General features: G+C 77.0%; 25 protein-coding genes and 1 riboswitch. Of the genes, 8 read left to right on the top strand and 17 right to left on the bottom strand.

The genetic code is table 11. The features are described 5' to 3' along the window. Positions 1-46 precede the first annotated feature (46 nt). From AB8M62_RS16820 to AB8M62_RS16805, 4 genes are read right to left on the bottom strand one after another with little or no spacing between them, the layout of a single operon-like run. Entirely contained in the window at positions 47-844 is a 798-nt protein-coding gene (locus AB8M62_RS16820) for an ABC transporter permease (RefSeq protein ID WP_369070285.1), read from the bottom strand. Beyond that, positions 841-1,773, bottom strand: a complete 933-nt coding sequence (locus tag AB8M62_RS16815; protein WP_369051896.1) for an ABC transporter ATP-binding protein — start codon at positions 1,771-1,773, stop codon at positions 841-843. The genes AB8M62_RS16820 and AB8M62_RS16815 overlap by 4 nt, the downstream gene beginning before the upstream one ends. After that, the gene (locus tag AB8M62_RS16810; protein WP_369051895.1) at positions 1,770-2,654 is read right to left on the bottom strand and encodes a hypothetical protein; all 885 of its coding nucleotides are present in this window, start codon (positions 2,652-2,654) and stop codon (positions 1,770-1,772) included. Before AB8M62_RS16810 ends, AB8M62_RS16815 begins: the two co-directional genes overlap by 4 nt. Then, entirely contained in the window at positions 2,644-3,648 is a 1,005-nt protein-coding gene (locus AB8M62_RS16805) for an ABC transporter ATP-binding protein (RefSeq protein ID WP_369051894.1), read from the bottom strand. The genes AB8M62_RS16810 and AB8M62_RS16805 overlap by 11 nt, the downstream gene beginning before the upstream one ends. An 83-nt stretch (positions 3,649-3,731) precedes the next feature. Here AB8M62_RS16805 and AB8M62_RS16800 point away from each other — a divergent pair, with 83 nt between their 5' ends. After that, positions 3,732-5,042 carry a dihydrolipoyl dehydrogenase family protein gene (locus AB8M62_RS16800; protein ID WP_369070284.1) on the top strand — a complete coding sequence of 437 codons (1,311 nt, stop codon included), beginning with the start codon at positions 3,732-3,734 and terminating at the stop codon, positions 5,040-5,042. Positions 5,043-5,198: 156 nt separating this feature from the next. Beyond that, a complete protein-coding gene (locus AB8M62_RS16795; protein WP_369070283.1) occupies positions 5,199-6,041 on the top strand; it encodes a DUF559 domain-containing protein in 843 nt (280 codons plus the stop codon). Here AB8M62_RS16795 and AB8M62_RS16790 read toward each other — a convergent pair. Genes AB8M62_RS16790 through AB8M62_RS16780 form a run of 3 tightly spaced genes read right to left on the bottom strand, consistent with a single transcriptional unit; the run spans position 6,025 to position 8,724 of the window. After that, positions 6,025-6,849, bottom strand: coding sequence for an exodeoxyribonuclease III (locus tag AB8M62_RS16790; protein WP_369070281.1), 825 nt, complete (start codon positions 6,847-6,849; stop codon positions 6,025-6,027). The genes AB8M62_RS16795 and AB8M62_RS16790 overlap by 17 nt on opposite strands. A 27-nt stretch (positions 6,850-6,876) precedes the next feature. Continuing rightward, positions 6,877-7,545: a response regulator gene (locus tag AB8M62_RS16785; RefSeq protein WP_369070279.1), complete on the bottom strand. Its 669-nt coding sequence runs from the start codon at positions 7,543-7,545 to the stop codon at positions 6,877-6,879. A 3-nt stretch (positions 7,546-7,548) separates the two neighbouring features. Beyond that, positions 7,549-8,724, bottom strand: a complete 1,176-nt coding sequence (locus AB8M62_RS16780; protein WP_369070278.1) for a sensor histidine kinase — start codon at positions 8,722-8,724, stop codon at positions 7,549-7,551. Between the two features lie 146 nt (positions 8,725-8,870). Here AB8M62_RS16780 and AB8M62_RS16775 point away from each other — a divergent pair, with 146 nt between their 5' ends. Further along, positions 8,871-9,554 carry a hypothetical protein gene (locus AB8M62_RS16775; protein WP_369070276.1) on the top strand — a complete coding sequence of 228 codons (684 nt, stop codon included), beginning with the start codon at positions 8,871-8,873 and terminating at the stop codon, positions 9,552-9,554. Between the two features lie 101 nt (positions 9,555-9,655). On the opposite strand, the gene AB8M62_RS16770 is transcribed toward AB8M62_RS16775, so the two are convergent. From AB8M62_RS16770 to AB8M62_RS16760, 3 genes are all read right to left on the bottom strand, one after another. Further along, positions 9,656-10,543, bottom strand: a complete 888-nt coding sequence (locus AB8M62_RS16770) for a bifunctional methylenetetrahydrofolate dehydrogenase/methenyltetrahydrofolate cyclohydrolase (RefSeq protein ID WP_369051891.1) — start codon at positions 10,541-10,543, stop codon at positions 9,656-9,658. After that, a complete protein-coding gene (gene glyA, locus AB8M62_RS16765; protein WP_369051890.1) occupies positions 10,540-11,841 on the bottom strand; it encodes a serine hydroxymethyltransferase in 1,302 nt (433 codons plus the stop codon). Before glyA ends, AB8M62_RS16770 begins: the two co-directional genes overlap by 4 nt. Positions 11,842-11,983: 142 nt before the next feature. After that, a complete protein-coding gene (locus tag AB8M62_RS16760; RefSeq protein ID WP_369051889.1) occupies positions 11,984-13,111 on the bottom strand; it encodes an isochorismate synthase in 1,128 nt (375 codons plus the stop codon). 24 nt (positions 13,112-13,135) lie between these two features. On the opposite strand from AB8M62_RS16760, the gene purU reads away from it, so the two are divergent. Continuing rightward, positions 13,136-13,993, top strand: coding sequence for a formyltetrahydrofolate deformylase (purU, locus tag AB8M62_RS16755; RefSeq protein ID WP_369070275.1), 858 nt, complete (start codon positions 13,136-13,138; stop codon positions 13,991-13,993). 33 nt (positions 13,994-14,026) lie between these two features. Here purU and AB8M62_RS16750 read toward each other — a convergent pair whose 3' ends face one another. The 3 genes from AB8M62_RS16750 to AB8M62_RS16740 all read right to left on the bottom strand — a co-directional run bounded on the left by AB8M62_RS16750 (position 14,027) and on the right by AB8M62_RS16740 (position 17,302). Next, complete coding sequence (locus AB8M62_RS16750; RefSeq protein ID WP_369051887.1) at positions 14,027-14,770, bottom strand: phosphocholine cytidylyltransferase family protein; 744 nt, start codon at positions 14,768-14,770, stop codon at positions 14,027-14,029. After that, entirely contained in the window at positions 14,767-15,888 is a 1,122-nt protein-coding gene (locus tag AB8M62_RS16745) for a CDP-glycerol glycerophosphotransferase family protein (RefSeq protein ID WP_369051886.1), read from the bottom strand. Before AB8M62_RS16745 ends, AB8M62_RS16750 begins: the two co-directional genes overlap by 4 nt. Before the next feature lie 199 nt (positions 15,889-16,087). Then, positions 16,088-17,302 carry an NADP-dependent isocitrate dehydrogenase gene (locus tag AB8M62_RS16740; protein ID WP_369051885.1) on the bottom strand — a complete coding sequence of 405 codons (1,215 nt, stop codon included), beginning with the start codon at positions 17,300-17,302 and terminating at the stop codon, positions 16,088-16,090. A gap of 243 nt (positions 17,303-17,545) precedes the next feature. Between AB8M62_RS16740 and AB8M62_RS16735 the strand changes: the two genes are divergently transcribed. From AB8M62_RS16735 to AB8M62_RS16720, 4 genes are all read left to right on the top strand, one after another. Then, entirely contained in the window at positions 17,546-19,183 is a 1,638-nt protein-coding gene (locus tag AB8M62_RS16735) for an acyl-CoA carboxylase subunit beta (RefSeq protein ID WP_373694976.1), read from the top strand. Continuing rightward, entirely contained in the window at positions 19,180-19,533 is a 354-nt protein-coding gene (locus tag AB8M62_RS16730) for an acyl-CoA carboxylase subunit epsilon (RefSeq protein ID WP_369070273.1), read from the top strand. Before AB8M62_RS16735 ends, AB8M62_RS16730 begins: the two co-directional genes overlap by 4 nt. Before the next feature lie 71 nt (positions 19,534-19,604). After that, positions 19,605-20,792 (top strand): metallophosphoesterase family protein, encoded by a 1,188-nt coding sequence (locus AB8M62_RS16725; RefSeq protein WP_369070272.1) that lies wholly within the window; start codon positions 19,605-19,607, stop codon positions 20,790-20,792. Continuing rightward, positions 20,789-23,446 (top strand): AAA family ATPase, encoded by a 2,658-nt coding sequence (locus AB8M62_RS16720; protein ID WP_369070271.1) that lies wholly within the window; start codon positions 20,789-20,791, stop codon positions 23,444-23,446. Before AB8M62_RS16725 ends, AB8M62_RS16720 begins: the two co-directional genes overlap by 4 nt. A gap of 15 nt (positions 23,447-23,461) precedes the next feature. Here the strand turns inward: AB8M62_RS16720 and AB8M62_RS16715 are convergent, their stop codons facing one another. The 4 genes from AB8M62_RS16715 to AB8M62_RS16700 form a co-directional block, all read right to left on the bottom strand. After that, complete coding sequence (locus AB8M62_RS16715) at positions 23,462-24,403, bottom strand: lysylphosphatidylglycerol synthase transmembrane domain-containing protein (RefSeq protein WP_369070270.1); 942 nt, start codon at positions 24,401-24,403, stop codon at positions 23,462-23,464. Positions 24,404-24,452: 49 nt separating this feature from the next. Beyond that, positions 24,453-25,019, bottom strand: a complete 567-nt coding sequence (gene idi / locus AB8M62_RS16710) for an isopentenyl-diphosphate Delta-isomerase (RefSeq protein ID WP_369070269.1) — start codon at positions 25,017-25,019, stop codon at positions 24,453-24,455. A 53-nt stretch (positions 25,020-25,072) separates the two neighbouring features. Continuing rightward, on the bottom strand, positions 25,073-26,227 hold the full coding sequence (sfnG, locus tag AB8M62_RS16705; protein ID WP_369070268.1) for a dimethylsulfone monooxygenase SfnG: 1,155 nt from the start codon (positions 26,225-26,227) through the stop codon (positions 25,073-25,075). A 5-nt stretch (positions 26,228-26,232) separates the two neighbouring features. Next, positions 26,233-26,315, bottom strand: a riboswitch (SAM riboswitch). A gap of 17 nt (positions 26,316-26,332) precedes the next feature. Beyond that, on the bottom strand, positions 26,333-26,635 hold the full coding sequence (locus AB8M62_RS16700) for a DUF3017 domain-containing protein (RefSeq protein WP_369051878.1): 303 nt from the start codon (positions 26,633-26,635) through the stop codon (positions 26,333-26,335). Between the last annotated feature and the right edge of the window lie 82 nt (positions 26,636-26,717).

Below are 26,717 nucleotides of genomic sequence, written 5' to 3'. Positions count from 1 at the left end.
CTCGACGCGCACACCATGCGCCCCCACATCCCCACCGCGTGGGCGCTCATTGAGGCCCCCCAGCACCCCCCCGGCGCGCACCGGGGGTGCGCCCCCCCCCCACGTCCATCCGCTGCAGCCGCAGCGACGCCAGCGCCACGGCCACCGCCGCCACCAGCGCCAGGACCACCGCGGCCACCGCCACCGACGTCGTCGCCACCGTCGCGACCGGCACGTCCGCCGGCAGCGCCAGCGTCGCCACGCGCCGCCCGTACGAGCCGATCGACAGCCCCCGCAGCGCCGGCGCCAGCCCCGCCAGGAACGTCTCCCACACCACCACGTACGCCAGCCCCGCCAGCAGGCCCCGGCTCGTCAGCAGCGACAGCAGCACGAACACCGCCGTGTACGCCGCCGCCGTCAGGACCGTGGCCAGCAGCGTGCCCGCCAGCACCCGCCCCACCGGGCGGTCCACCGAGACGCCCAGCGCCGCCGCGCCCGCCGCCGCCGGCAGGCACAGCAGCACCGTCGCCGTCCACGCCGCCGCCCACCGCGACAGCACCACGTGCCAGCGCGGGCGGGCCGTGCCGCGCAGCAGCGGCAGCGTGCGGGCGTCCCGCTCGTCGCCGAACGCGCCCGTGCCCAGCACCAGCGCCACCACCGGCACCACCAGACCGGTGACGATCCCCGCCGTCACCGTCGAGGTCACCCCGTAGCGCGAGGGCACGCTCGTCGTCGCGATCACCGCGACGGCCACCAGCGCCACCAGCAGCGGCAGCACCGCGAACGCGGCCGTGCGCCCGCGCAGCAGCACCACCCGCAGCGAGAACCCGTACAGAGTCGTCGACGTCGCCGACCACGCGCTCACCGGCCCGCTCCCCTCGCCGCGCGCACCAGGTGCGCGAACGTGCTCTCCAGGTCCTCCCCGACGGGCTCCACCCGCCGCAGCGTCGCGCCCGCGCGCCGCGCCGCCGCCGGCAGCGCCTCCGCCAGCGCCACCGCTCGCGGCGCCTCCACCACCACGTCGTGCTCCTCCACCCGCACCGCGCTCACCAGCCCGTCCGCCAGCAGCGCCCCCGCCAGCTCGCGCACCGCCGGCCCGGCCAGGCGCACCGAGCGCGGCCGGTCCACCAGCAGCTCCCGGATGCCCGCCGGCTCGCCCTCGGCGACCAGGCGGCCGTTGACGACGACCAGCACCCGCTGCGCCATCCGCTCCACCTCGCCCAGCACGTGCGAGGACACCAGGACCGTGCGCCCCTCCGCGCCCAGCGCCGCCACCAGGTCCACGTCCGCGCGCCGCTGCGCCGGGTCCAGGCCGTTCAGCGGCTCGTCCAGCAGCAGCACCTGCGGGTCGTGCACGAGGGCCTGCGCCAGCTTCACCCGCTGCCGCATGCCCTTGGAGTAGCCGCCCACCCGCCGGTCGGCGGCCTGCGTCAGGCCCACCCGCGCCAGCGCGGCGCGCGCCGCCGAACGCGGGTCGCGCACCCCCCGCTGGCGGGCCAGGAACTCCACCTGCGCGGTCGCGGTGGCGTGCGCCCACGTCCCCTCCCCGTCGGCGACCACCCCCAGCCCGCGGTGCACCGACGGATCGGCGTGCGGGTCCAGGCCCAGCACCCGCACCCGGCCCTGGCTGGGGCGCACCGCGCCGGCCAGCAGCGACAGCGCCGTCGACTTGCCCGCGCCGTTGTGGCCCAGCAGGCCCGTCACCCCCGGCCCCAGCGCGACGCTGACGTCCGACAGGGCCACCGTGTCGCCGTACCACTTGCTGACGGCGTCCAGCTCCACCACCGCGCTCACGCGTCGCTCCCCCGCCCGTACTTCAGCGCCAGGACCGCGCAGCCGGCGACGACGACCGCCGCCCACACCGCCCAGCCCAGTGCGCCCGTCCCGGCCGTGCCGTCCAGCACGCTCGTGGCCAGCCGCACCGGGCCGGTCGCCGGGTCGAACGCCAGCGGCCACTCCTCCCCCGTCACCGCCGCCAGCAGGTTCGCCAGCGCCGGCCCGACCAGCACCACCGCCAGGTAGCCGCCGACGGCGAACACCCGCCGCGAGGTCAGCGACCCCGCCGCCAGCCCCAGCGCGGCGTGGAACGCCGCCACGAGCGCGGCCGCCGCCACGATCCGCGGCAGCTCGCCCGCGGTGTCGCCCAGCCAGCGCAGCGGCTCGTCGGCCGTGGCCACCGATCCCACGAACAGCACGAGCATCGGGCCGAGGACGATGATCGCCAGCAGCGCCAGCGCCGCCAGCACCACCCCCGTGACGTACTCCAGCCACGACAGCGCGGTCGCGAAGTACAGCGACAGGACCCGGTCGCGCCGGTCGCGGGTCAGCATCGAGGGGACGGACGTGGCCGTGAACGCCAGCAGCACCACCGCGTTCGTCGCCAGCAGCTGCGGGTAGGAGATCAGCTCCGTCGGCTGCACCGGCACCGCCGGCACCAGCAGCGGCACCGCGACCACCGCCAGCGCCGGCAGGTACGCCGCGCCCAGCAGCAGGAACGGCCACACCTTCGCGCCCGCGCTGCGGCGCAGGCCCAGCGGCCGGCGCACCCCCGAGGCCACGAAGGCGGCCACGGCCGAGCGGCGCGGGCGCAGCGTCCCGCTCCAGCGCGAGTAGCGGATGTCGTGCAGCACCGCGCGCGGGGCGGCCCCCTCGCCGGCCGTCGTCTCAGCGCTCACCGGTCGCCACCTCCTGCCCCGCCCGCTCGGCCTCCTGCTCCGCGCCCTGCTCGGCGCCCTGCATCGCGTCGAGCACCACGTCCTCCAGACCGCGCCCGGCCGGCGCCACCCGCGCCAGCCCCACCCCGCGCTCGACGGCCAGGTCCCGCACCGCGTCCAGCACCTCGTCCGTGCCGCGGTCCAGCACCAGCGCGCCGTCCGGGGCCGGCGCCAGCCGCGCCCCCAGCGGCGCCGCGACCGCCTCCAGCGCCGCCGCGAACGCCGGCACGTCCCCCGTCACCTGCACGCGCACCGGACCGGCGCCCGCCCCCGCCACCTGCACCGGCCGCTGCGCGGCCAGGCGGCCCGAGCGCAGCACCACGACCTCGTCGCACGTGCGCTCGATGTCGTCCAGCACGTGCGAGCTGGTCACCACCCGGATCCCCAGCTCGGTGGACAGCCGCCGCACGATCCGCAGCATCTCCTCGCGCCCGGCCGGGTCCAGGCCCGACGTCGGCTCGTCCAGCAGCACCAGGTCCGGGCCGTGCACGAGGGCCTGCGCCAGCTTCGTGCGCTGCTGCATGCCCAGGGAGTAGCTGCCCACCGGGCGGCGGCGCTCCTCCTCCAGGCCCACCGCGAACAGCACCTCGCTGGTGCGGCGCACCGCGTCCCGGCGCCCCAGCCCGCGCATCCGCGCCAGGTGCACGCACACGTCCTGCGCGCTCAGGTCCGCCGGCAGGCACGGGTGCTCGGGCATGAAGCCGACCCGCCGGCGCACCTCCGCGCGCTGGGCCACCGCGTCCAGGCCCAGCACCGCCAGGCGGCCCGCGTCGGGGCGGGTCAGCCCCAGCGCCGTGCGCAGCAGCGTCGACTTCCCGGCGCCGTTGGCGCCCAGCAGACCGGTGGCGGGGGCGGTCAGGACGACGTCCAGCGCGTCCAGGGCCTGCACCTGGCCGAACCGCTTCGACAGGCCGCGGCACTCCAGCGCGGCGGCGTCGGGGGGTGGGGAGCTCACGCAGCGACCCAACCACGCCGCGGGGCCGGCGGGGTCGGTCCTTCGGGGGGCGGGTCGTCGGAGTTTCGGTGAAGCTCGCGGGCGTGGACAGCGACGTCGTGGTGATCGGGACCGGCTCCGGCGGGAAGATCGCCGCCCTGGAACTGGCGCGCGCCGGGCGCTCCGTCGTCGCCGTCGAGGACGGCCTGGTCGGCGGGTACTGCCCGTACCTGGCGTGCGTGCCCGCCAAGTCGCTGCTGCTGTCGGCGCGCGCCCACCTGCCGTGGACCGCGGCCGTCGCCGTGCGCGACGAGGCCGCCTCCTACCGCGACGACTCCGCGGCGGCCGCCGAGCTGACCGGCGAGGGGATCCGCGTCGTGCGCGGGCGCGCGCGGCTGGCCGGCCCCGGACGGGTCGTCGTGGGCGCCGACGTCCTCACCGCGCCCGCCGTCGTCGTCGGCACCGGCAGCACCCCCGTGCGCCCGGACGTGGAGGGCCTGGACGAGGTGCCGACGTGGACGTCGGAGCAGATGCTCGCCGCGCCCGAGCTGCCCGCCCGGCTGCTCATCCTCGGCGGCGGCGCGGTGGCCTGCGAGTCCGCGCAGGCCTACCGGGGGCTCGGCTCGCGGGTGGTCCTGGTGCAGCGCAGCGCCACCCTGCTGGCGCGCGAGCCGCGCGCCGTGGGCGAGTGCCTGGCCGCCGCGCTGCGCGCCGACGGCGTCGACGTGCGCACCGGCGTGACCCTCGCGCGGGTGCGCCCGGACGGCGACGGCGGCCTCGCCGAGCTGTCCGACGGCACGACCGTCGGCTTCGACCGGCTCCTGCTGGCCACCGGTCGCGCCCCCGCCACCCGCGGCCTCGGCGTCGAGGAGGCCGGCGGGCGCCTCGGCGAGGACGGGCGGGTCCTCGTCGACGCCCGCTGCCGGGCCGCGCCCGGCCTGTACGCCGTCGGCGACGTCAACGGCATCGCCACGTACACCCACGCCGCCAACCACCAGGCGCGCGTCGTCGCCGCCGACCTGCTGGGCCGCGGCTACGACGCCGACCACTCCGCCGTGCCGCGGGCCGTCTACACCGACCCGACCGTCTTCAGCGTCGGCGACGTCTCCGGCGGCGAGGGCACCGTGTCCGCGTCCTTCGGCGTCGGCGACGTCGCGCGGGCGCGCCTGGTGCGCCTGAGCCGCCCCGCGGAGGTCACCGGGCACGTCGTCGTGTTCGCCGACGCCGCGACCGGCGTCCTCGTGGGCGCCTCCTGCGTGGGTCCCGACGCGGACTCCTGGGGCGCGGAGCTGGCGCTGGCGGTGCGCGCCCGCCTGGACGTGGAGCTGCTGACCCGGCACGTGCGGGCCTTCCCCACCTGGTCGGAGGCGATCTACCCGGCCGTGTGCTCGCTGCACGAGCAGCTGTCGCGCTGAGGCGTACGGGATCGCGACCGTCATCGCGCGACACGCCGCACCAGTGGCGGGCCCGGTCGGCGTGTCGTGCGATGACGGTCGCGATCCCGTACGCCCTGCCCGCTCGTCCACAGCGACGCAGCGTCACGCAGCACGTGGCGGGCACCCTCGGCGCCCGTGGACGCGCTGACGGCCCTGACGGAGTGCGGCGGCGCCGCCCGGTTCGCCCGCCTGGAGCGGCTCGTCGCCCGCCGCGAGCTGGCCGCCGCCGTGCGTCGCGGCGAGGTGCTGCGGCCAGCACCGGGGCTCTACGCGCTGCCCGGGTGCCCGGCCGACGTCCTCGCCGCCACCGCCGTCGGCGGGGTCCGCTCCTGCCACACCGCGGCGACCGCCCTCGGGCTCGACCTCGTCGACCCGCTCGGGGCGCCGCACGTGACGGCCCGCCCCGGCACCCGCGCCGTCCGCGCCGGCGCCGTCGTGCACCGGCGCGACGTCGCCGACCTGGACGGGTGCACCGACGTGCTCACGACCTGCCTGGACTGCCTGCGGTGCCTGCCCCGGCGCACGGCCCTCGTCCCGGTCGACAGCGCCCTGCGGCGGGGCCTGCTGGACGTGGACGACCTGCTGGCCGCGGCCTCGCGGCTGAACCGGCGCGACCCCCGCCGCGGCCTGCTGCGGATGGCGGACCCGGCCAGCGGGTCGGCGCTGGAGACCGTCGCGCGCGTCGACCTGCTCGACGAGGGGTACGCGGTGCGCACGCAGCGGGTCCTGGAACCGGCCGGCCGCGTCGACCTCGTCGTCGACGGCTGGCTGGTCGTGGAGGTCGACGGGTTCGCGTTCCACTCCTCGGCCGGGCAGCGGCGCGAGGACCTGCGCCGCGACGCGGAGCTGACCCGGCTGGGCCACGTGGTGCTGCGCTTCGACTGGCGGCAGGTCGTGCACCAGCGGTCGTGGTGGCTGGGCGTCGTGCGCGACACGCACGCCGCGGGCCCCGGCCGGCCGCTCAGGCGCGGTAGGTGACCACCACGGGGGCGTGGTCGGACCAGCGCTCGGCGTAGCTGGGGGCGCGGTCGGTGGCGACGTCGCCGGCGCGCTCGGCGAGGCCGGGGGTGGCGAGCTGGTAGTCGATGCGCCAGCCGGTGTCGCGGTCGAAGGCCTGTCCCCGCCAGCTCCACCAGGAGTAGGGGCCGTCCACGTCGCCGGCAGCGCGGCGCTGCACGTCCACCCAGCCCAGCTCGTCGAACCAGTGGTCGAAGTGGGCGCGCTCGTCCTCCAGGAACCCGGCCTTGCCGCGGTTGCCCTTGTGGTTCTTGATGTCGCGCTCGGTGTGGCCGATGTTCAGGTCCCCGGCGACGAGGGCCTCGCGGCCGGTGGCGCGCGCCTGCTCGGCCAGCTCGGCCAGCCGCGCGTCCACCAGGTCCAGGAACCGGTGCTTCGCGTCCTGCTGGGGGCTGCCGACCTCGCCGGAGTGCACGTAGGCGCTGACGACGGTCAGCGGCCCGCACGCGGCCTCCAGGTCGGCCTCCACCCACCGGCCGCTGCTGGTGAACTCCTCGTCGCCGCCGAACCCGACGCGCACGGCGGTCAGCTCGTGCCGCGAGGCCACGGCCACCCCGGCGCGGCCCTTGGCGGCGGCCTCGGTGTGCGCGACGTGCGGGTGGTCGGGCAGGGCCTCGCGCAGCACGTCGTCGGGGGCGCGGACCTCCTGCAGCAGCAGGACGTCCGGGGAGCGCTCGGCCAGCCACGGGTGCATCCCGCGGCGGACCGCCGCGCGCACCCCGTTGACGTTGACCGTCGCGACGACCGTGGACTCCCTCTGCGCAGGCACGGGCGGGCACGCTACCCGGGCGGGGCCTCACGCCCCGAGCACCCCGCGCGCGCCGGGCACGACGAGACCCGTCTCGTACGCCAGCACCACGGCGTGGGCGCGGTGGCGCACACCGGTCTTCGCGAGCAGCCGGTTCACGTGCGTCTTGACGGTGGCCTCGCTCAGCGACAGCTCCGACGCGATCTCAGCGTTGGTGAGGCCGCGGGCCACCAGGGTCAGGACCTCCCGCTCCCGCCCCGTCAGGACCCGCAGCTCAGGCGGGTCGGCTCCCGGCGGCGGGCGCTGCACGTGCGCCTCGATGAGCCGGCGGGTCAGGACCGGGGCCAGCAGCGCCTCACCCGCGGCCACGACGCGTACACCGTCCGCGAGGCGGTCCGCCGGGCAGGTCTTGAGGAGGAAGCCGGCGGCACCCGCCCGCAGGGCGGCGTAGACGTGCTCGTCGAGGTCGTAGGTGGTCAGGACGAGCACGCGTGAGCGCACCCCGCGCTCGACGAGCCGGCGAGTGGCCCGGATGCCGTCCAGGCGCGGCATCCGCAGGTCGAGCAGGACGACGTCCGGGTCCGTCGCGGCGACCGCCTCGACCGCCTCGACGCCGTCGGCGGCCTCGGCGAGCACGTCGACGCCCCGAGCTTCCAGCAGGGCCCGCAACCCGGTGCGGACGAGCTCCTGGTCGTCGGCGAGGACCACGGACACCACCGCTCAGCCACCTCCTGCGGCGCCGCGGACCGGCAGGTGCGCGCTCAGGTGGTGACCGCCGGCGGCGGTCGGGCCGTACCTCAGGACCCCGCCCAGGGCGGCGACGCGCTCGGCCAGCCCCTGCAGCCCGTGACCACCGGGACCCACCGCTCGCGGCGGGCGGGTCGGGGGGCCGTTGGTGACGGTGACCGCGAGGTCGTCGCCGCGGAGGGCCAGGGTCACGGCGGCGCCCGCTCCGGGGGCGTGCTTCACGACGTTGGTCAGGCCCTCGGCGGCCACCGCGCAGGCCCCCGCTCGCACCTCGGGCGCCACCCGCCGCAGGTCCTCCGGGGCGACGACCAGGTCGACGGGCACCCCCGTGCCCTCGACCTCCCGCACCAGGTCCGTCAGCGCCTCGAGGTCGGCGCGCGGGAGGGCGCCCAGCTCGCCGGTCTCGTCGCGCAGCAGGCGCAGCAGCCGCCCGGTCTCCCCCACGGCCGTGCGGGCGCAGTCCTGCACGTGCCGCAGGCTCCGCCGGCACCCCTGCGGGTCCCGGTCGACGGCGTCCTCGGCGACCGAGGCCTGCACGAGGACGATGGCCAGCGAGCGGGAGACGACGTCGTGCACCTCGAGGGCGAGGCGGCGCCGCTCGGCCGCGGCGACCTGCAGCAGCTCCCGCTCGTGCCGAGCCCGGGCGCGCTCGGCCTCGACCGCCAGGTCGGCGCTGCGCCGCAGCTCGCGCCGCAGCAGGACGCCGATCAGCCACGGCGGGTAGCTGAAGACCGCCCCGAACACCGCGCTGGGGTCGATCCCGTCGAGCGCTCCCATCACCAGCAGGGTGATCGCGAGGGCCGCCGAGACCGCGGCGGCACCGGGCCACACCGCTCCCCACCGCGGGTAGCGGCCGGCGCTGTAGGCGGCCAGGGACATCATCAGCACGGGCGACGCCGGCTCCCCGATCGGCACGCCCGCCAGCGCCGGGGCCAGGTACAGGACCGCGACGGCGGGTGAGGCCAGCTCCCCGGCGAGGCGGCGCACCGCGAGGACCAGGCACGCGCACCAGACGGCACCGAGGGAGGCCCACAGCGGCCCGTAGCCGCTGAGGACGTGCTCGGCGGTCGCGACGATCCCCAGCGCGGCGGGCAGGACGGCATCGCCGCGGGGCAGGTCGCGCAGCGCGTGCCGCGGACCGGGGTCCATCCCGGGACGGTAGCGCCGCGGCGGCGCCGCCCGCATCAACCCGCTGCGGTACCCGCCGACCGCCACGGGTCGACGACGCCGACCACCGCGCCCGCGGAACCTGCGGGTGGACCGCAGGCGGTGCGGCCCGCTGAGGAGGGGGTGGCGTGGTGGTCGACGTGGTGGTCGAGGACGTCGCGGGTGCGACGAGGTGGCGGCGGGCCGTCGCCCGGTGGGCGGTGGTCGCCGCGGCGGGGGCGTGCGTCGTCGTGCCGCTGCTGGCGCTGTCGTGGTTCCGGACACCGGACGGGGCGCCGGCGCTGGTGCCTCCGGTGACGTGGTGGGCGGAGCCGGCGGACCGGCTGCTGGAACCGCTGCTCGGTTTCGGCAGCCCCGCGCGCGTGTACGCGACGTGGCTGGTCGCGGCGGCGGTGCTGTTCCCGGCCGTGCTGGTGTCCGTGGTCAGCGCCCGGCGCGAGCGACGGCCGGCGACGCGGGTGGAGCGCGGGTCGTGGGTGGTCGTGGTCGTCGGCGCGGGCCTGTCCCTCGCCGGTGTCGCACTGGTCGGCGGGGTGCTGAGCGCGGACCCCACCGGGAGTCCGGTCGTGGACCTCGCCTACCTGTCGCTGATGCTGCCGGGACAGCTGCTGGTGCTGACCGGGTCGACGGTGCTGGGCGTGTCGCTGCTGCGCTCGCGCTGGGCGCCGCGCGCCGCGGCCTGGTGGCTGGCGGCGGCCCTGCCGCTGGCCCTGGTGCTCAGCACCGTCCTCGGCCACAACAGCTTCGGGATGCTGCCGCTGTTCCTGGCGTGGGGCGTGCGCGGTGCGCACGTCCTGCGCGGCACGCGCTGACGCACCGGCGGCCCCGACAGCACGACTCCTGGCGCGTTCTCCACCCCTCCCGGGCGCGGGAGGGGTGGAGAACGCGCCAGGAGCCGGTCGACGGGGGCGGGTCAGCGCAGGCCGGCGGCCCGCTCGGCGCTCTCGACGACGTTCGTCAGCAGCAGCGCGCGGGTCATCGGCCCCACCCCGCCGGGGTTGGGCGCCAGGTACCCGGCGACCTCGGCCACGTCGAGCGCGACGTCGCCGGTGAGCTTCGACCTTCCCGTCTCCGGGTCCGGCACGCGCGAGACGCCCACGTCGAGGACGGCGGCACCGGGCTTGACGGCGTCGGCGGTCACCAGCCCGGGCACGCCCGCGGCCGCGACGACCACGTCGGCGCGGCGCAGGTGCGCGGCCAGGTCCTTCGTGCCGGTGTGGCACAGGGTGACGGTGGCGTCGATCCCGCGGCGGGTCAGCAGCAGCCCGATGGGCCGCCCGACGGTGACGCCGCGGCCGACGACGACGACCTCGGCACCCTTCAGCGGCACGTCGTGCCGCTGCAGCAGGTCGATGACCCCGCGCGGCGTGCACGGCAGCGGGGAGGTGATCTCCTCCCCCACCCGCAGCACGAGCCGGCCCAGGTTCGTCGGGTGCAGGCCGTCGGCGTCCTTGGCCGGGTCGACGAGCTCCAGGACCCGGTTGGCGTCGATCCCGCGCGGCAGCGGCAGCTGGACGATGAACCCGGTGCAGTCCGGGTTCGCGTTCAACTGCGCGACCTCCGCCTCGACCTCGCCCTGGGTGGCGCTGGCGGGCAGCTCCACCTGGATCGAGGCGATGCCCACCTCGGCGCAGTCGCGGTGCTTGCCGCGCACGTAGGACGCCGAGCCGGGGTCGTCGCCGACCAGCACGGTGCCCAGCCCGGGCACGACCCCGCGCTCGCGCAGCGCGGCGACGCGCTGCGCGAGGTCCGCCTTGACGGCCGCCGCGGCGGCCTTCCCGTCGAGGACGACGGCGCTCACGCGTGCGCCTGCGCGGAGGGGTACAGCGGGAAGCGCTCGGTCAGCGCCGCCACCCGCGCGCGCAGGGACGCGGCGTCGAAGCCGGGCTTGAGGGCCTGGGCGATGACGTCGGCGACCTCGGTGAACTCCTCGGCGCCGAAGCCGCGGGTGGCCAGCGCGGGGGTGCCGATGCGCAGGCCGGAGGTGACCATCGGCGGGCGCGGGTCGAAGGGCACCGCGTTGCGGTTGACGGTGATGCCGACCTCGTGGAGGCGGTCCTCGGCCTGCTGGCCGTCCAGCTGCGACTCGCGCAGGTCCACCAGCACCAGGTGCACGTCGGTGCCGCCGGTGAGCACGGACACGCCGGCCTCGCGGGCGTCGGCGGCGGTCAGGCGCTCGGCGATGATGCGCGCGCCCTCCAGGGTGCGCTCCTGGCGCTCGCGGAACTCCTCGCCCGCGGCGACCTTGAAGGCGACGGCCTTGGCGGCCACGGCGTGCATGAGCGGGCCGCCCTGCTGGCCGGGGAAGACCGCGGAGTCGATCTTCTTCGCGTGCTCGGCGGTGGTGAGGATGACGCCGGAGCGGGGGCCGGCCAGCGTCTTGTGCACGGTGGAGGTGACCACGTGCGCGTGCGGGACGGGGTTGGGGTGCAGCCCGGCGGCGACCAGGCCGGCGAAGTGGGCCATGTCGACCATGAGGTACGCGCCGACCTCGTCGGCGATCTCGCGGAAGGCGGCGAAGTCGAGCTGGCGGGGGTAGGCCGACCAGCCGGCGATGATCAGCTTGGGGCGCGCGGACAGCGCGGTGGCGCGCACGACGTCCATGTCGACGCGGAAGGTCGTCGGGTCCACGCCGTAGGCGGACACGTCGTACATGCGGCCCGAGAAGTTGATCTTCATGCCGTGGGTGAGGTGGCCGCCGTGGGCCAGCTCCAGGCCCAGGATGCCGTCGCCGCCGCGGATGAGGGCGTGCATGGCGGCCGCGTTGGCGGTGGCGCCCGAGTGCGGCTGCACGTTGGCGTGCTCGGCGCCGAACAGCTCCTTGGCGCGGGTGCGGGCCAGCTCCTCGGCGACGTCGACGTGCTCGCAGCCGCCGTAGTAGCGCTTGCCCGGGTACCCCTCGGCGTACTTGTTCGTCAGCACCGAGCCCTGCGCCTCGAGGACCGCGCGCGGGGCGAAGTTCTCGCTGGCGATCATCTCGAGGGTGTCGCGCTGGCGGCCGAGCTCGGCGTCCAGGACGGCGGCGATCTCGGGGTCGACCTCGGCCAGCGGCCGGTCGGTGACGCCGGGGGCGGTGGTCTGGGGCAGGACGTCGGTCACGTTCGCTCCTCGGGAGGCGGCGGGGGACGACGCGAGGCCCAGGCGGACGACCCCGTGCACGGCGGGCGGCGCACCCGGCCGGTGCGCACCCGTTGCCGCTCCCCGGTGGTTCCCCACCCGCGCCAGTCGCGGCCCGACCAGGCTAGCCGACGGCCGCGTCCAGGACGGTCCGCATCTTGGCGGCCGTCTCCGCCACCTCGGCGCTGGGCACGGACCCGGCGACGATGCCGGCGCCGCCGAAGATGCGCAGGGAGCGGCCGCGCACCTCCGCGCAGCGCACCGCGACGACCCACTCGCCGTCCCCGTCGCCGTCCTGCCAGCCCACCGCCCCGGCGTACAGGCCGCGCTCGAGCTGCTCCACGTCGCGGATGACCGCGAGGGCGCCGGCGCGCGGGGTGCCGCCGACGGCGGGGGTGGGGTGCAGGGCGGCCACGAGGTCCACCGAGGTGGTGCTGCGGTCGGTGAGCAGCGCGGTCACCCGGGTGGCCAGGTGCCACACGGCGGGGGTGGCCAGCAGCTCCGGCTCGGGGGCGCTGACGGTGCGGCAGAACGGCTTGAGGCCCTCGACGACGGCCTCGACGACGTAGGCGTGCTCGCGGCGGTCCTTCTCGCTGCCCATGAGCGCCTCGGCGCGGCGCAGGTCCTCCGTCGGCTCGGGCGAGCGCGGGATGGACCCGGCCAGGGGGCGCAGCAGGACGCTGGGCCCGCGCCGGCGCAGCAGCAGCTCGGGGCTGGCCCCGACCAGCCAGCGGGCGTCGGCGCGGGCGGGGTCGTCGACCGGCACGGCCAGCGCGGTGGCGGCGGGGTTGCGCCCGGCCAGGCGGGCGGCGAGGTCGGGCACCGACCACTCCTCCAGGCCGGTCAGCTCCAGGGAGCGGGCCAGGACGACCTTCTCCGCCTCCCCGGCGCCGATGCGCTCCAGCGCGACGCGCACCTCCTCGGCGTACACCTGCGGCGGCGGCACGGGCCGGCTGGAGGCCACGGTGGGACGGCGACCGGGCGCCCCGCGCAGCGGTCCCTGGCTGCGCTCGGCCGGGCCCACCCGCAGCGCGCCGGGCTGCGCCAGGTCGAAGGGGACGGCGCCCAGGACGATCGTGTCCGGGTCCTCGTCGCGCTCCAGGGTGCTCACGACGGCCTTCAGCTGGGCGAGGCCGCTGCCGCCGGGCACCAGGGGCCGGGGTCCGGTCTGGCGCAGGACCTCCTTGGCGCCGGCGAAGACGGACGGCGGCCCGGCGCCGTCGGGGCCGGGGGCCGTCGGTCGTTCGGGCACGGACCGAAGCCTAGGCTTCACGGCGTGAGCACGCGCCCGAGGGTCCTGACCCTGTCCTGCCCCGACCGCCCCGGCATCGTCCACGCCGTGACGGGGGCGCTGGTCGCCCTCGACGCGAACATCACCGAGAGCCAGCAGTTCGGGGACCCCGACAGCGGCCTGTTCTCGATGCGGGTGGCCTTCGACGCGGGCGCGAGCGACGAGGCGCTGCGGGCGAACCTGGCGGTCGTGGCCTCGCGCTTCGACCTGGACTGGCGGATGAGCCCGGCCGACGAGCCGGTGCGCACCCTGGTGATGTGCTCCAAGCAGGGCCACTGCCTGAACGACCTGCTCTTCCGGGTGCGCTCGGGCGGGCTGCCGCTGGAGGTGGCGGCCGTGGTCTCCAACCACACCGACCTGGCGCCCCTGGCGGACTTCTACGGCGTGCCGTTCCACCACGTGCCGGTCCTCACGGGCGACGCGACCTCCAAGGAGCGCGCCGAGGCGCGGCTGCTGGAGCTGGTGGGCGAGCTGGACGTGGAGCTGGTGGTGCTGGCCCGCTACATGCAGGTGCTCTCCGACGGGCTGTGCCGGCGGCTGGCGGGGCGGGCCATCAACATCCACCACTCGTTCCTGCCGAGCTTCAAGGGCGCCAAGCCGTACCACCAGGCCCACGACCGCGGCGTGAAGATCATCGGCGCGACCGCGCACTACGTGACGGCCGACCTGGACGAGGGCCCGATCATCGAGCAGGAGGTCGAGCGGGTGGACCACCGCCACTCCCCCGCCGACCTGGTCCGCGTGGGGCAGGACGTGGAGGCGCGCACGCTGGCGCGCGCGGTGCGCTGGCACGCCGAGCAGCGGGTGCTGCTCGACGGCCACCGCACCGTCGTCTTCCGCTGACCCGCGGGACGGCCCGCCCGGGCCGTCCCGGCCTCAGCGCCGGTGGCTGCCCAGCCGCAGGTTCTCCGCGTCGATGCGGTCGGCGCGCTGCAGGTCCTCCTCGAAGTCCACCTCGACGACGTCGTAGGCGGACACGTCCACGGGCAGCACCCGCATCCCGCGGGCGATGGCCGTCTCGATGCCGCGCTCGAAGTAGTCGGTGTCGGCGCAGGCGCGCAGCTCCTCGCGCAGCAGCGCCTTGTCGGTGGAGGACACGTAGTTGATGCCGACGGCCTCGCCGAGCCCGCCGACGACGGTCTTCGACAGCTCCCGCACGTACCCGTCGTCGTCGACGGTGTACTTGACCTCCTCCTCGCCGACGGCGGCCGTGTTGACGCACACGAACGTCTCGTCGCGCTCCAGGTGCGGGCGCACCGCCTGCAGCACCCGCGGGTCGAAGACGACGTCGCCGTTCATCCACAGCACGCCGCCGTGCTGGGACAGGACCAGCGCCCGCAGCAGGCTCTTGGAGGTGTTGGTGGAGTCGAACAGCTCGTTGTAGGCGAACAGCAGGTCCGGGTGGGCCTCCATGATCACTGTCGCCTTGAAGCCGACGACGACCGTGACCGGGATCCGGCCGAGGACCGCGCGCAGGTTGTCGACCTGCTGGCGCATGATCGTGCGCCCGTCGCGCAGGACGGTCTGGGACTTCGGCAGCGGCCGGCCGAGCCGGGTGCCGAGACCGGCGGCCAGGACGACGGCCTGGACGTCGGTGGGGGTGGTGGGGACGTCGTTCACGAGCGCACCTCCATCGGGGCGGGTGCCGGGGACAGGACGAGGTCGAGCACGCGGTCGGCCGAGCGGCCGTCCTCGCGGTGGCAGAACCGCTGCCGGAAGACCCGGTAGCGCTCGGCGTGCTCGGCGCGCAGGGCGTCGAGGTCGGCGACGGCGTCGAGGACCTCCTCGGTCGTCGTCAGCATCGGCCCGGGCGCGATCGCGTACGGGTCGAAGTAGAAGCCGCGCAGGCTGTCGCGGTAGCGCTCGATGTCGTACACGTACGACACGACGGGCTTGCCGGTGACGGCGAAGTCGAACTGCGCGGAGGAGTAGTCGCTGACGAGGACGTCGGCGGCCAGGTACAGGTCGTTGATGTCGGGGTGGGCCGACACGTCCAGCACGCCCGGCGCGTCCACGGTGCCCAGGGCGCCGGCGACGAGGTAGTGCAGGCGCAGCAGCAGGACGGCGTCGCCGCCCAGCCGCCGGTGGAAGCGGTCCAGGTCCAGGGCGAGGCGGAAGTCGGGGCCGTCGCCGAAGCGCTCGTCGTCGCGCCAGGTCGGCGCGTACAGGACGGCGGTGCGCCCGGCGGGGATGCCCAGCTGCTCGCGCACCTCCTCGCGGCGGCGGGCCGCGCGCTCGCCGACGAGGGCGTCGTTGCGCGGGTAGCCGGTGACGGGGGCGTGCCCGGTGTAGCGGAAGGCGCCGGTCAGCGGGCCGTGCGCGGCGTCGCTGGGCGCGAGCAGGACGTCCCAGCGGGTGACGTCGTCGTCCAGGCGGCGCATGACGTCCTCGCCGTCGGGCTGGGTGAAGACCGCGTCGCGGTGGATGCGCTTGAGCGGGGTGCCGTGCCAGGTCTGCAGGTAGGTGGCGCCGGGCTTCTTGCGGAAGGCCGGCAGGTGGTTGTCGGCGACCACGAGGTCGGCGCTCTCCAGCGCCCGGACCGTCTCGTCCCCGCCCCAGGCCGCGGTGGCCGTGCCGGCCGGGAACGTCCTGCCGGGGCCGGCGAGCCAGACGTGCTCGGCGTCGACGTCCCCGCGCGCCAGCAGGCGCTGGTGCAGGGCCCGGGGGTTGTCGGCGTAGCGCCCCCCGAAGCTGTAGTAGACGATCTTCACGGTCCTCCAGTCAGGTCCCTGCGGCACGGGCCGGGGCGTGCGCGGGCTCGGCGGCCTCCGGCGGAACCGCCCATGATGCCCGCTCGGGGACGCTGCGACAGCCACCCGGACGTGCCGTCACCCGCCCGGCACGGGCCGTCACCGCTGCGGGCCCGGGCGCGCGACGGCCCCCGTCCCGGGCGGGACGGGGGCCGTCGGGGTGAGGCGCGCCGGGCCGGCGCGCCGGTCAGCGCAGGCGCGCGGCCAGGTTCTCGTCGAGCGTGGCGAGGAACTCCTCGGTGGTCTGCCAGGCCTGGTCCGGGCCGACGAGCAGGGCGAGGTCCTTGGTCATCCTGCCGCTCTCGACGGTCTTGACGACGACGTCCTCGAGGGTCTCGGCGAAGCCGGTGACCTCGGGGGTGGAGTCCAGCTTGCCGCGGTGGGCCAGCCCGCGCGTCCACGCGTAGATCGAGGCGATCGGGTTGGTCGAGGTGGGCTTGCCCTGCTGGTGCTGGCGGTAGTGGCGCGTCACGGTGCCGTGCGCGGCCTCCGCCTCGACGACCGAGCCGTCCGGGGTGGTCAGCACGGACGTCATCAGCCCCAGCGAGCCGAAGCCCTGCGCGACGGTGTCCGACTGCACGTCGCCGTCGTAGTTCTTGCAGGCCCACACGTAGCCGCCCTCCCACTTCAGGGAGGCGGCGACCATGTCGTCGATGAGGCGGTGCTCGTAGGTGATGCCCGCCTCGGCGAACTTCTCCTTGAACTCGCTCTGGAACACCTCCTCGAAGATGTCCTTGAAGCGGCCGTCGTAGGCCTTGAGGATCGTGTTCTTCGTCGACAGGTAGACCGGGTACCCGCGGGCCAGGCCGTAGTTCAGCGACGCGCGGGCGAAGTCGACGATCGAGCTGTCGAGGTTGTACATCGACAGCGAGACACCGGCTCCGGGGGCCTGGAACACCTCGTGCTCGATGGGCTCCGAGCCGTCCTTCGGGGTGAAGGTGACGGTCAGCGTGCCCTCGCCGGGGAAGCGGAAGTCGGTCGCGCGGTACTGGTCGCCGAAGGCGTGGCGGCCCACGATGATCGGCTTGGTCCAGCCCGGCACCAGGCGCGGGATGTTCGAGATGATGATGGGCTCGCGGAAGATGACGCCGCCGAGGATGTTGCGGATCGTCCCGTTCGGGGACCGCCACATCTTCTTCAGGCCGAACTCCTCGACGCGGGCCTCGTCGGGGGTGATGGTGGCGCACTTGACGCCGACGCCGGCCTTCTTGATCGCGTTGGCGGCGTCGATCGTGATCTGGTCGTCGGTCGCGTCCCGGCTCTCGACGCCGAGGTCGTAGTACTCCAGGTCGACGTCCAGGTACGGGTGCACCAGGCGGTCCTTGATGAACTGCCAGATGATCCGGGTCATCTCGTCGCCGTCGAGCTCGACGACCGGTCCCTGAACCTTGATCTTGGCCACTGCTCCCCCTCCTCCGGGTGCCACCGCCGTCGGTGGTCGGTGACTGCGCGTCCTCGCCGGCGCGCGCGCCGACCCCCGGACTCCACCCGGCGGGCGGAGGGGGTGTCAAGCGGTGCGCGCGCCGTTCCCTCGACGTCAAGCTACCCGGACGGCCGACGGCACCGGCCGCCCGGGGCGCCGACGGCTGCCCGCGCGCGGGCCCGGCCGTTACGCTGCCGCCCCGTGAGCAGTCCCCAGGCGCCCGTGGAGTCCCCCGCCGATCCCGCGGCCCCCGCGGCCGGGTCGGCCCCGGACGGGCCCGACCCGCGCAGCACCGCCGGGCGGCTGGCCGAGCTGCACCGGCGCGCCCACGAGGCCGTCGCCGCCGCCGACGAGCGCGCCGCGGCCCGCCAGCACCCCCGCGGCAAGAAGACGGCCCGCGAGCGCATCGCCGCGCTGGTCGACGAGGGCTCCTTCGTCGAGCTGGACGGCTTCGCCCGCTCCACGGCCACGGCCTTCGGGATGGCCGCCAAGCACGTCGACGGCGACGGCGTCGTCACCGGCTACGCGACCGTCGACGGGCGCCCCGTCGCGGTCTTCGCGCAGGACTTCACGGCCTTCGGCGGCTCGCTGGGCGAGGTGCACGGCGCCAAGATCGCCAAGCTGCAGGAGTTCGCGGCCACGACCGGCTGCCCCGTCATCGGCATCAACGACGGCGGCGGCGCGCGCATCCAGGAGGGCGTGGCCTCCCTGGTGCAGTACGCGCGCATCTTCCGGCGCAACGTGCACGCCTCCGGCGTGGTCCCGCAGGTCTCCCTCATCGTCGGCCCGTGCGCGGGCGGCGCGGTGTACTCCCCCGCCCTGACCGACGTGACGGTGATGGTCGACGAGACCTCGCACATGTTCGTCACCGGCCCCGACGTCATCCGCACGGTCACCGGCGAGGACGTCGGCTTCGAGGAGCTGGGCGGGGCGCGCACGCACACGACGCGCTCGGGGGTGGCGCACCACCTGTCCCTCGACGAGGACGAGGCGATCGCCTACGTGCGCGAGCTGCTGTCCTACCTGCCCTCGAACAACCTGTCCGAGGCGCCCGTGGTGCCGGCCGAGGAGCCGGCGGGCCTGGAGGTCGACGAGCACGACCTGCTGCTGGACACGGTCGTGCCCGACGCCGCGAACCAGCCGTACGACATGCTCCAGGTCGTCACCGGCGTCCTCGACGACGGCGAGTTCCTGCAGGTCCACGAGCTGTTCGCGCCCAACGTGCTGTGCGGGTTCGGGCGCGTGGAGGGCCGCTCGGTCGGCGTCGTGGCCAACCAGCCGCAGCAGCTGGCCGGCACCCTGGACATCGACGCCTCGGAGAAGGCCGCCCGCTTCGTGCGCCTGTGCGACGCGTTCAACGTCCCGGTCCTGACGTTCGTCGACGTGCCCGGCTTCCTGCCCGGCACCGACCAGGAGTGGGGCGGCATCATCCGCCGCGGCGCGAAGCTGCTGTACGCCTACGCCGAGGCGACCGTCCCCCTGGTCACCGTCATCACGCGCAAGGCGTACGGCGGCGCGTACATCGTCATGGGCAGCAAGGAGATGGGCGCCGACGTGTGCCTGGCCTGGCCCACCGCGCAGATCGCCGTGATGGGCGCGCAGGGCGCGGTGAACATCCTGCACCGGGCGACGCTGAAGGCGGCCGCCGAGGCCGGCGAGGACGTCGAGGAGCGCCGCCGGCAGCTCGTGGAGGAGTACGAGGAGGAGCTGGCCAACCCGTACGTGGCCGCCGAGCGCGGGTACGTCGACGCGGTCGTGGCGCCCTCGGAGACCCGCGTGCAGGTGACGCGCGCGCTGCGGGCGCTGGCGACCAAGCGGGCGGTCCTGCCCGCCAAGAAGCACGGGAACATCCCGCTGTGAGCACGACCGGCCCGGCCGCGACGGGCGGGCCGGGGCGGGACGACCGGGACGACCGGGAGGACCGGGACGACGACGACGACGAGGAGGCGCGCGTGGCGCTGGAGGCCGCGGAACTGCTGGGCTCGCTGCGGATCGAGCGCGGCCACCCCGAACCCGAGGAGCTGGCGGCGCTGACCGTCGTGCTCACCAGCACGCTGAGCACCGCCGCGGCGCAGCCCGCGGCCGGGACGGGGGTGGGCGCGGAGGCGCCGCGCTCGCGCTGGGCCGACCGCCGGCACGTGCTGGGCCTGCCGCCGCGCCCGGGACCGGGCGGCTGGCGGGCCAGCGCGCTGCCCCGCGCCGGCGCCTGAGCACCCGCCGCGCGGCACGCCCGGACGCGCCGGTGCCGGCGGTGTCGGCGCCCTGACCTAGCGTCGGGGGCATGGCACCACCGCTCCGGTTCGTCCACACCGCCGACTGGCAGCTGGGCATGACCCGGCACTTCCTGGACGCCGACGCGCAACCGCGCTACACCGCCGCCCGCACCGACGCGGTGCGCCGCACGGGGCAGCTGGCCCGCGAGCGCGGCGCGGAGTTCGTCCTCGTGTGCGGCGACGTGTTCGAGTCCAACGCCGTCGGCCCGCGGGTGGTGGCGCGGGCGCTGGAGGCCCTCGCCGACGGCGGGGTGCCGGTCTACCTGCTGCCGGGCAACCACGACCCGCTGGACGCCTCCTCGGTGCTGCGCTCGCCGGAGGTGCGCTCGGCGCCGGGCGTGCACGTGCTGGACGCCCCCGGCCCGCACGAGGTGCGCCCGGGCGTGGAGCTGGTGGCCGCCCCGTGGACGTCCAAGCGCCCCCTGGAGGACCTGGTGGCGCGGGCGGTGGCGGGGCTGCCGGCCGACGGCACCCTGCGCGTGGTGGCCGGGCACGGCGCGGTGGACGCGCTGTCCCCCGACCGCGACGACCCGGCCCGCATCGCGCTGGCGCCGCTGGAGGAGGCCCTGGCCGCGGGGCGGCTGCACTACGTGGCGCTGGGCGACCGGCACTCCACGACGCGGGTCGGGACCTCGGGCGCCGTCTGGTACGCGGGCACCCCGGAGGTCACCGACCGGCGCGAGGTGGACCCGGGCAACGTGCTCGTCGTGGAGCTGGACGGCAGCTCGCCGGCGAGGGTGGAGCCGGTGCGGGTGGGCACGTGGGCGTTCCCGCTGGTGCGCGCGGAGCTGGACTCCGACGAGTCGCTGGCCGCGCTGCGCGAGCGGCTGACGGCGCTGCCCGCCAAGGACCGCACGGTCGTCACGCTCAGCCTGACCGGCACGCTGACGCTGGCGCAGAAGGCGGAGCTGGACGACCTGCTGGAGGCGCAGCGGCACCTGTTCGCGGGCGTGCAGGAGTGGGAGCGGCACACCGACCTGGTGGTGCTGCCCGCCGACGCCGAGCTGAGCGACCTGGGCCTGGGCGGCTGGGCCGACGGCGCCGTCGCCGAGCTGGCGGAGCTGGCCGGCCGGGCGGACCCCGGCGGCGGCGGGGGCGGCGGGGGTGGCGGGACCGGTGCGGGGGCCGACCCGCTGGTGGCCCGGGACGCGCTGGCGCTGCTGCACCGGCTGGCGGGCGGGGGGTCGCGCGCGTGAAGGTGCACCGCCTGCTCCTGAAGGACTTCCGCGGCGTGGAGCACCGCGAGCTGCACCTTCCCGAGGCCGGCGTGGTGGTCCTGGAGGGCGCCAACGAGGTCGGCAAGACGTCCGTGGTCGAGGCCCTCGACATGCTGCTGACGGAGAAGCACTCCTCGCGCAAGAGCTCGGTGCTGGCCGTCAAGCCGGTGCACCGGGACGCGCCCACCTGCGTCGAGGCGGAGCTGTCATGCGGCCCGTACCGCTTCACCTACCGCAAGCAGTGGCACTCGCGGCCGGCGACCGCGCTGACGGTCTCGGCGCCGCGCCGCGAGCAGCTGACGGGCGAGGAGGCGCACGCCCGCGTCCTGGCGATCCTCGCCGAGACCCTCGACGAGGGCCTGTGGCGGGCGCTGCGCCTGCTGCAGGGCGCACCCCTGGACACGTCGGTGGCCGGCAGCGCCGCGCTGGCCGCCGCGCTGGACGCCGCGGCGGGCGGCTCCTCGGGCGGGGACCGCGGCGACGGCGCGGACGGGGCCGAGGACCTGCTGGAGCGGGTGGCGGCCCGGCGGGCGGAGTTCCTCACCGCCTCGGGGCGGCCCACCGCCCGCTTCCGGGCGTGCGGGGAGGAGCTGGAGCGCGCCGTCGCCGAGCGCGACGCGGCCGCGCGGGCGCTGGCGGAGGTCGCCGCCGACGTCGAGCGGCACGCCGCCCTGGTCGCCGAGCGCGCGCGGCTGCGCGAGCACCGCGACCGCACGGCCGCCGAGGCGGACGGCCAGCGCGCCGCGGTGGCGGCGCTGGAGGAGCTGCGCACCCGCGTCCGCGCCGGTGACGAGGTCGTCGCGCAGCGCGCGCGGGCCGCGGAGGAGGCCCGCGCCGCCGTGGAGCGCCGGCGCGAGCGGGCCGAGGACGCGGCCCGCCGCGCGGGCGAGCTGGCCCGCCAGGAGGAGCAGCTGGTGCGGCTGCGCGCCGCCGAGGAGGAGGCCGCGGCGCTGACGGCGCGGCTGGAGGAGGCGCGCGCGGCGGCGGGCGAGGACGCCGACGCCGCGCGGACGGCGTGGTCGCGGGCGCGGGCGGCGGCCCGCGCGGCGGAGGACGCGGAGACCCTGCGGCGGCTGGCCGCCCGCCTGGCCGCGCACGAGGCCGCCGAGCGCGACGTCGCGGCCGCGCGCGCGGCCCTGGGCGGCCTGCTGGTCGGCGAGGCCCTGCTGCGCCGCGTCGAGGAGGCCGACGAGGCGGTCCGGGTGGCGCGCGCGGCGGCCGAGGCCGCCGCGCCCCGGGTCGTCGTCGAGGCCCTGGCGGACGGGCGGGTGCTGCTGGCCGGGGAGGTCCTGCCCGCCGGGACCCGCGAGGCGACGGCGACCGGCGAGCTGGAGGTGGCCGTCGACGGTCTCGTGCGGGTGCGGGTGGTGCCCGGCGGCGGGGCGCGGGACCTGGCCGAGACGGTCGCCGGCGCCGAGCGCGGGCTGCGCGCCGTCCTGGCGGAGGCCGGTGTGGCGGACGCCGCCGCGGCCCGCGGGGCGGCGGCCGAGCGCCGCGCGGCCGAAGGGGCCCTGGCCCTGGCCCGGCAGCGGCACGCCGCGGTGGGCGACGTGGCGCAGGACCGCGCCGAGCACGAGCGCCTGCTCGCCGAGCGTGCGACCGCCGGTGAGGACGACGGCGGGGACGGGGACGGGGGCCGGGACGGGAGCGCGGCGGCGCCCGGCGACGTGGGCGCGGCCCGCGAGGCCGAGCGGGCGGCCCGCGCGGCGGAGGAGGAGGCCCGGGGGCGGCTGGACGGCGCCCGGGCGGCGGTGGCCGAGGCCCGCGCCCGCCGGGAGGGCCTGGCGGCCGGGGTGCGCGGGGGCGAGGCGACCCTGCGGGTCGTCGCCGAGGAGGCCGAGCGCGCCGCCGGGCAGCTGGCCCGCGACCGCGACGGCGCCCCGGACGAGGCGCTGGCGGAGGCGGCCGCGGCGGCCGCGGCAGCCCTGGAGGAGGCGCGCGCGCAGCTGTCCGGCGCCCGCGCCGAGCTGGACGCCCGCGAGCGCGGCGCCGCCGACACCCTCCTCGCGCACGCCGAGGCCGTCCTGGCCCGCGCCGACGAGGACCTGCGCCGCACCGAGGCGGACCTGGCGACGCTGACGGTGCGCCTGGAGCTGGTCGGGCGCGAGGGCCGGCAGGCGGCGCTGGACGCCGTCGAGACCACCGTGGAGGCGCTGGCCGCCGAGCACGCGGCGCTGGCCCGGCGGGCGGCCGCGGCGGACCTGCTGCACGAGGTCCTCGCGCGGCACCGCGCGGCGGCGCGGCGCCGCTACGTCGCCCCGTTCCGGGACAAGCTGCGCACGCTGGGGCGGCTCGTCTTCGGCGACACCTTCGACGTCGAGCTGGACGACGACCTGCGGGTGGCCTCGCGCGAGCTGCACGGCCGCACGGTGCGCTGGGAGCAGCTGTCCACCGGTGCGCGCGAGCAGCTGGCCGTCCTGGTCCGGCTGGCGTGCGCCAGCCTGGTCTCGCCCGAGGACGGCGTGCCGGTGGTGCTGGACGACGCGCTGGGCCACTCCGACCCCGAGCGGCTGCGGCGGCTGGGCGCGGTGCTGGGGCTCGTCGCCCCGCCCGCGCAGGTGCTGGTCATGGCGCCCGGGCCGGGCGTGCACTCCTCGGTGCCGGCGGCGACGGTGGTGCGCCTGTCGCACTGAGCGGCGCGGGGCGGCTCAGACGAAGCGGCGCCGCCGCAGCCACAGCAGGGCCGCCCACGCCGGCGGCACCCGCACCCAGAAGGTGAGGAAGCGGTGCAGCAGCGCCGCGGACAGGGCCGCGGCGGGGGCGACGCCGACGGCGACGAGACCGGCGGTCAGCGCGGCCTCGGAGGCCCCGACCCCGCCGGGCACCGGCACGGCGACGGTCACGGCCGAGGAGCCGACGACGACGAGGACCAGGAGCAGCAGCGGCGGGGAGGCCTCCCCCGCGGCGCGCACCGCGCAGGCCAGGGTGACGGCGAACCCGAGGGGGACGGCGACGTGCCCGGCCAGCGCGACCAGGAGCCGGCCCGGGGAGGTCAGCACGCGCCGCATCCGCGGCCACAGCTCGCGCAGCGGCGCGACGACCCGCGCGCGGACGACCTCGCGCGCGCGGCGGGAGGCGCGCAGCACGCCGGCGAGCGCGGCGGCGGCCAGCACGACGACCAGCAGCACCGGCCAGGGCACCTCCGCGGGGGCCAGCGCCCGCCCGGCCGTGACGAGCCCGCCGAGCACGAGGGCGCCGCTGACGAGCGCCGAGGTGCTCTGCACGACGCCGATGGTGGCCAGCGCCGCGGCCACCGCCATCCCCCGCTGCTGCAGGTAGCGCACGGTGAGGGCGACCCCGCCGGTGCTGGAGGGGGTGAGCAGGTTGGCGAAGCTGGTGGCCAGCCACACCAGCGTCGTCCAGCCGACGGGCAGCCGCACGGGCGTCAGGGCGGTCATCGAGGCGACGTTGCCGGCGATCGGCACGAGCGAGGCGAGGGCGGCGGCGGCGATCCAGCGGGGGTCGGCCTCGCGCAGGCGCTGCGCCAGGTCGGCGCCGTCGACGGTGCGGGCCAGGACGACGACGGCGGCGACGGTGACGGCGAGGACCAGCAGGCGCCCGGCGACCGTGGCCAGGCGGCGGCGCGTCACCGGGCGGACGGGGGCGGTGCGGGCGGGACCGGGCGGGCGGGGCGCGCCCTCACGGCAGCCGCAGCTGCGGCAGCTGCAGCAGCATCCACGGGCTGAACGGGCGCGGGTCGCGGGCGACCTGCGCGCGCAGCTCGGCGACGTCGACCCAGCGCCAGTCGCCCACCTCCAGCGGGGAGGGCGCCAGCGGCGCACCGGGGTCGGCCAGGGAGGCGGTGAAGACGGGGCACACCTCGTTCTCCACCGTTCCGTCGGCCATCACGGCGCGGTAGCGGAAGTCGGGCAGGGCGGCGGCCACGGCGGTGACGTCGGCGCCCAGCTCGTCGCCGGCGCGGCGCAGCACCGCCTCGGCGGGGCTCTCCCCGGGGCCGGGGTGGCCGCAGAAGGAGTTCGTCCACACCCCGGGCCAGGTCTTCTTGGCGTCGGCGCGCCGGGTGAGCAGCGTGCGGCCGGCCCCGTCGAGCACCCAGCAGGAGAACGCCAGGTGCAGGGGGGTGTCGGCGTGGTGGACCTCCGCCTTGGGGGCGGTGCCGCACGGCGTGCCGTCCTCGGCGAGGAGGACGACGAGCTCGGCGGCGGCGGTGCCCGCCACGTCGGTGGTCCCGGTGGTCGCGCTCACCGGGGCACCGTACGTGGCGGGGCGCCGTCCGCGCGAGGAGGCGCTCGGGAGGCTCAGGCGGGGACCGGCTCGGTCGCGGTGCGCACGGCCTCGTCCAGCTCGGCGCCCAGCTGCAGGTCCTCGCCGTCGACGAGGCGCTGCTCCAGCTCGCGCACGCGCGGGACGACGAGCTCGCCCCACGCCTCGATGTCCTCCTTGACGTGCAGGAACCCGAGCAGGAGCAGGTCGACGCCGACGAGGCGGTAGGCCAGGACGCGGCGGGCGACCTCGTCGGGGGTGCCGACCAGGCCGGTGCGGAAGCCGTCGTTGTACTGCACGAGGTCGCGGAAGGAGCTGTCCGACCACATGCCCTTGCGGTCCCGCGTGGCGTTGCCGGCCTCCTGCACGGCGGCGCGGAACCCCTCGACCTTGGTGGCGTCGGCCTTGGCGACGATCTCCTCCAGGACGGCGACGGCCTCCTCGCGCGTGTCGCGGACGACGGCGAACCCGTTGAGCCCGAAGCGGATCGAGCGCCCGGCCAGCGCGGCCTGGGCCCGCACGTCGCGCACCTGCTCGGCGGCGCCGGCGATCGACTTGCCGTTCATGAAGTACCAGTCGCTGACGCGGCCGGCCATGGCCTGCGCGGCGGTGGAGTTGCCGCCCTGGAACAGCTCCGGCTGCACGGCCGGCTGCGGGCGGAAGGTGATGTCGCGCGCGGAGAAGTACTCGCCCCGCTGCGAGTAGCCGTCCTGCGACCACACGCCGCGCAGCAGGCGGATGAACTCCTCGGACTGCCGGTAGCGCTCGTCGTGCTCGGGCCAGTCGACGCCGAGCTGCACGGCCTCGTCCTTGAACCAGCCGGAGACGACGTTCAGCGCGAGCCGTCCGCCGGTGAGGTCCTGGGCGGTGGCGGCGAACTTGGCGAGCACGCCGGGGTGCCAGAAGTACGGGTGCACGGCCGCGATGACCTTCAGCCGCTGCGTGGCCAGCAGCAGCGCCAGCGAGAAGGAGGTGGACTCGTGCTGGGCGTCGGCGCCGTAGGAGGCGAGGTAGCGCACCTGGGTGAGTGCGTACTCGAAGCCGGCGCGCTCGGCGGCGCGGGCGACCTCGACGTTGTACGCGGGGTCGTGGCTGGTGCGCTGCTCGATCGTGGAGACGACGAGGCCGCCGGAGACGTTGGGCACCCAGTACGCGAACTTCACGGGCGCGGGGGCAGGGCTGACGGACATGCTCACTCCCATCGGTCCTGGCGGTAGCACCCCCACGGGGTTGCTGCGACGTCGTCGAGCCAGGTCTCTCGGTCGCTCTGGATGGTCCCGGAGAGCGTACCCGCGTCAGCGGGCGTACGGGAGCAGCCAGGCCAGCCCGGCGCAGCCGGCGGCCAGCACCAGCAGGACGGCGACGTCCACGGCGCGCGAGCGCACGGCCAGCGCCCCGGCCACCCGCACGGGCAGGACCAGGCGCAGGACGGCGGCCAGGGCCAGGTCGGCGGCCAGGACGATCCCGCCGGCGGTGGCGCCGGCGACGAGCGTCACGAGCAGGGCGAGCGCCGCGCCGGCGACGAGGGCGCCGAGGACGGCGGCGCCGGGCGGGCGGGGGGTGCCCGCGGCGGCGGTCTGTCGGGTCCGCTGCGGCACGGCGCCAACCCTACCGAGCCGGGCGCGCCGAGCGGGGCGGGCGCGGGCCCGGGTGCGCGCCCGGCGGCCGCGGGCGAGGGTG

Source organism: Kineococcus terrestris (assembly GCF_041020755.1).
GTDB classification, from domain to species: domain Bacteria; phylum Actinomycetota; class Actinomycetes; order Actinomycetales; family Kineococcaceae; genus Kineococcus; species Kineococcus terrestris.
The sequence above is the reverse complement of the archived record's forward strand: the minus strand, read 5'-3'. Positions and strand labels throughout refer to the sequence as shown.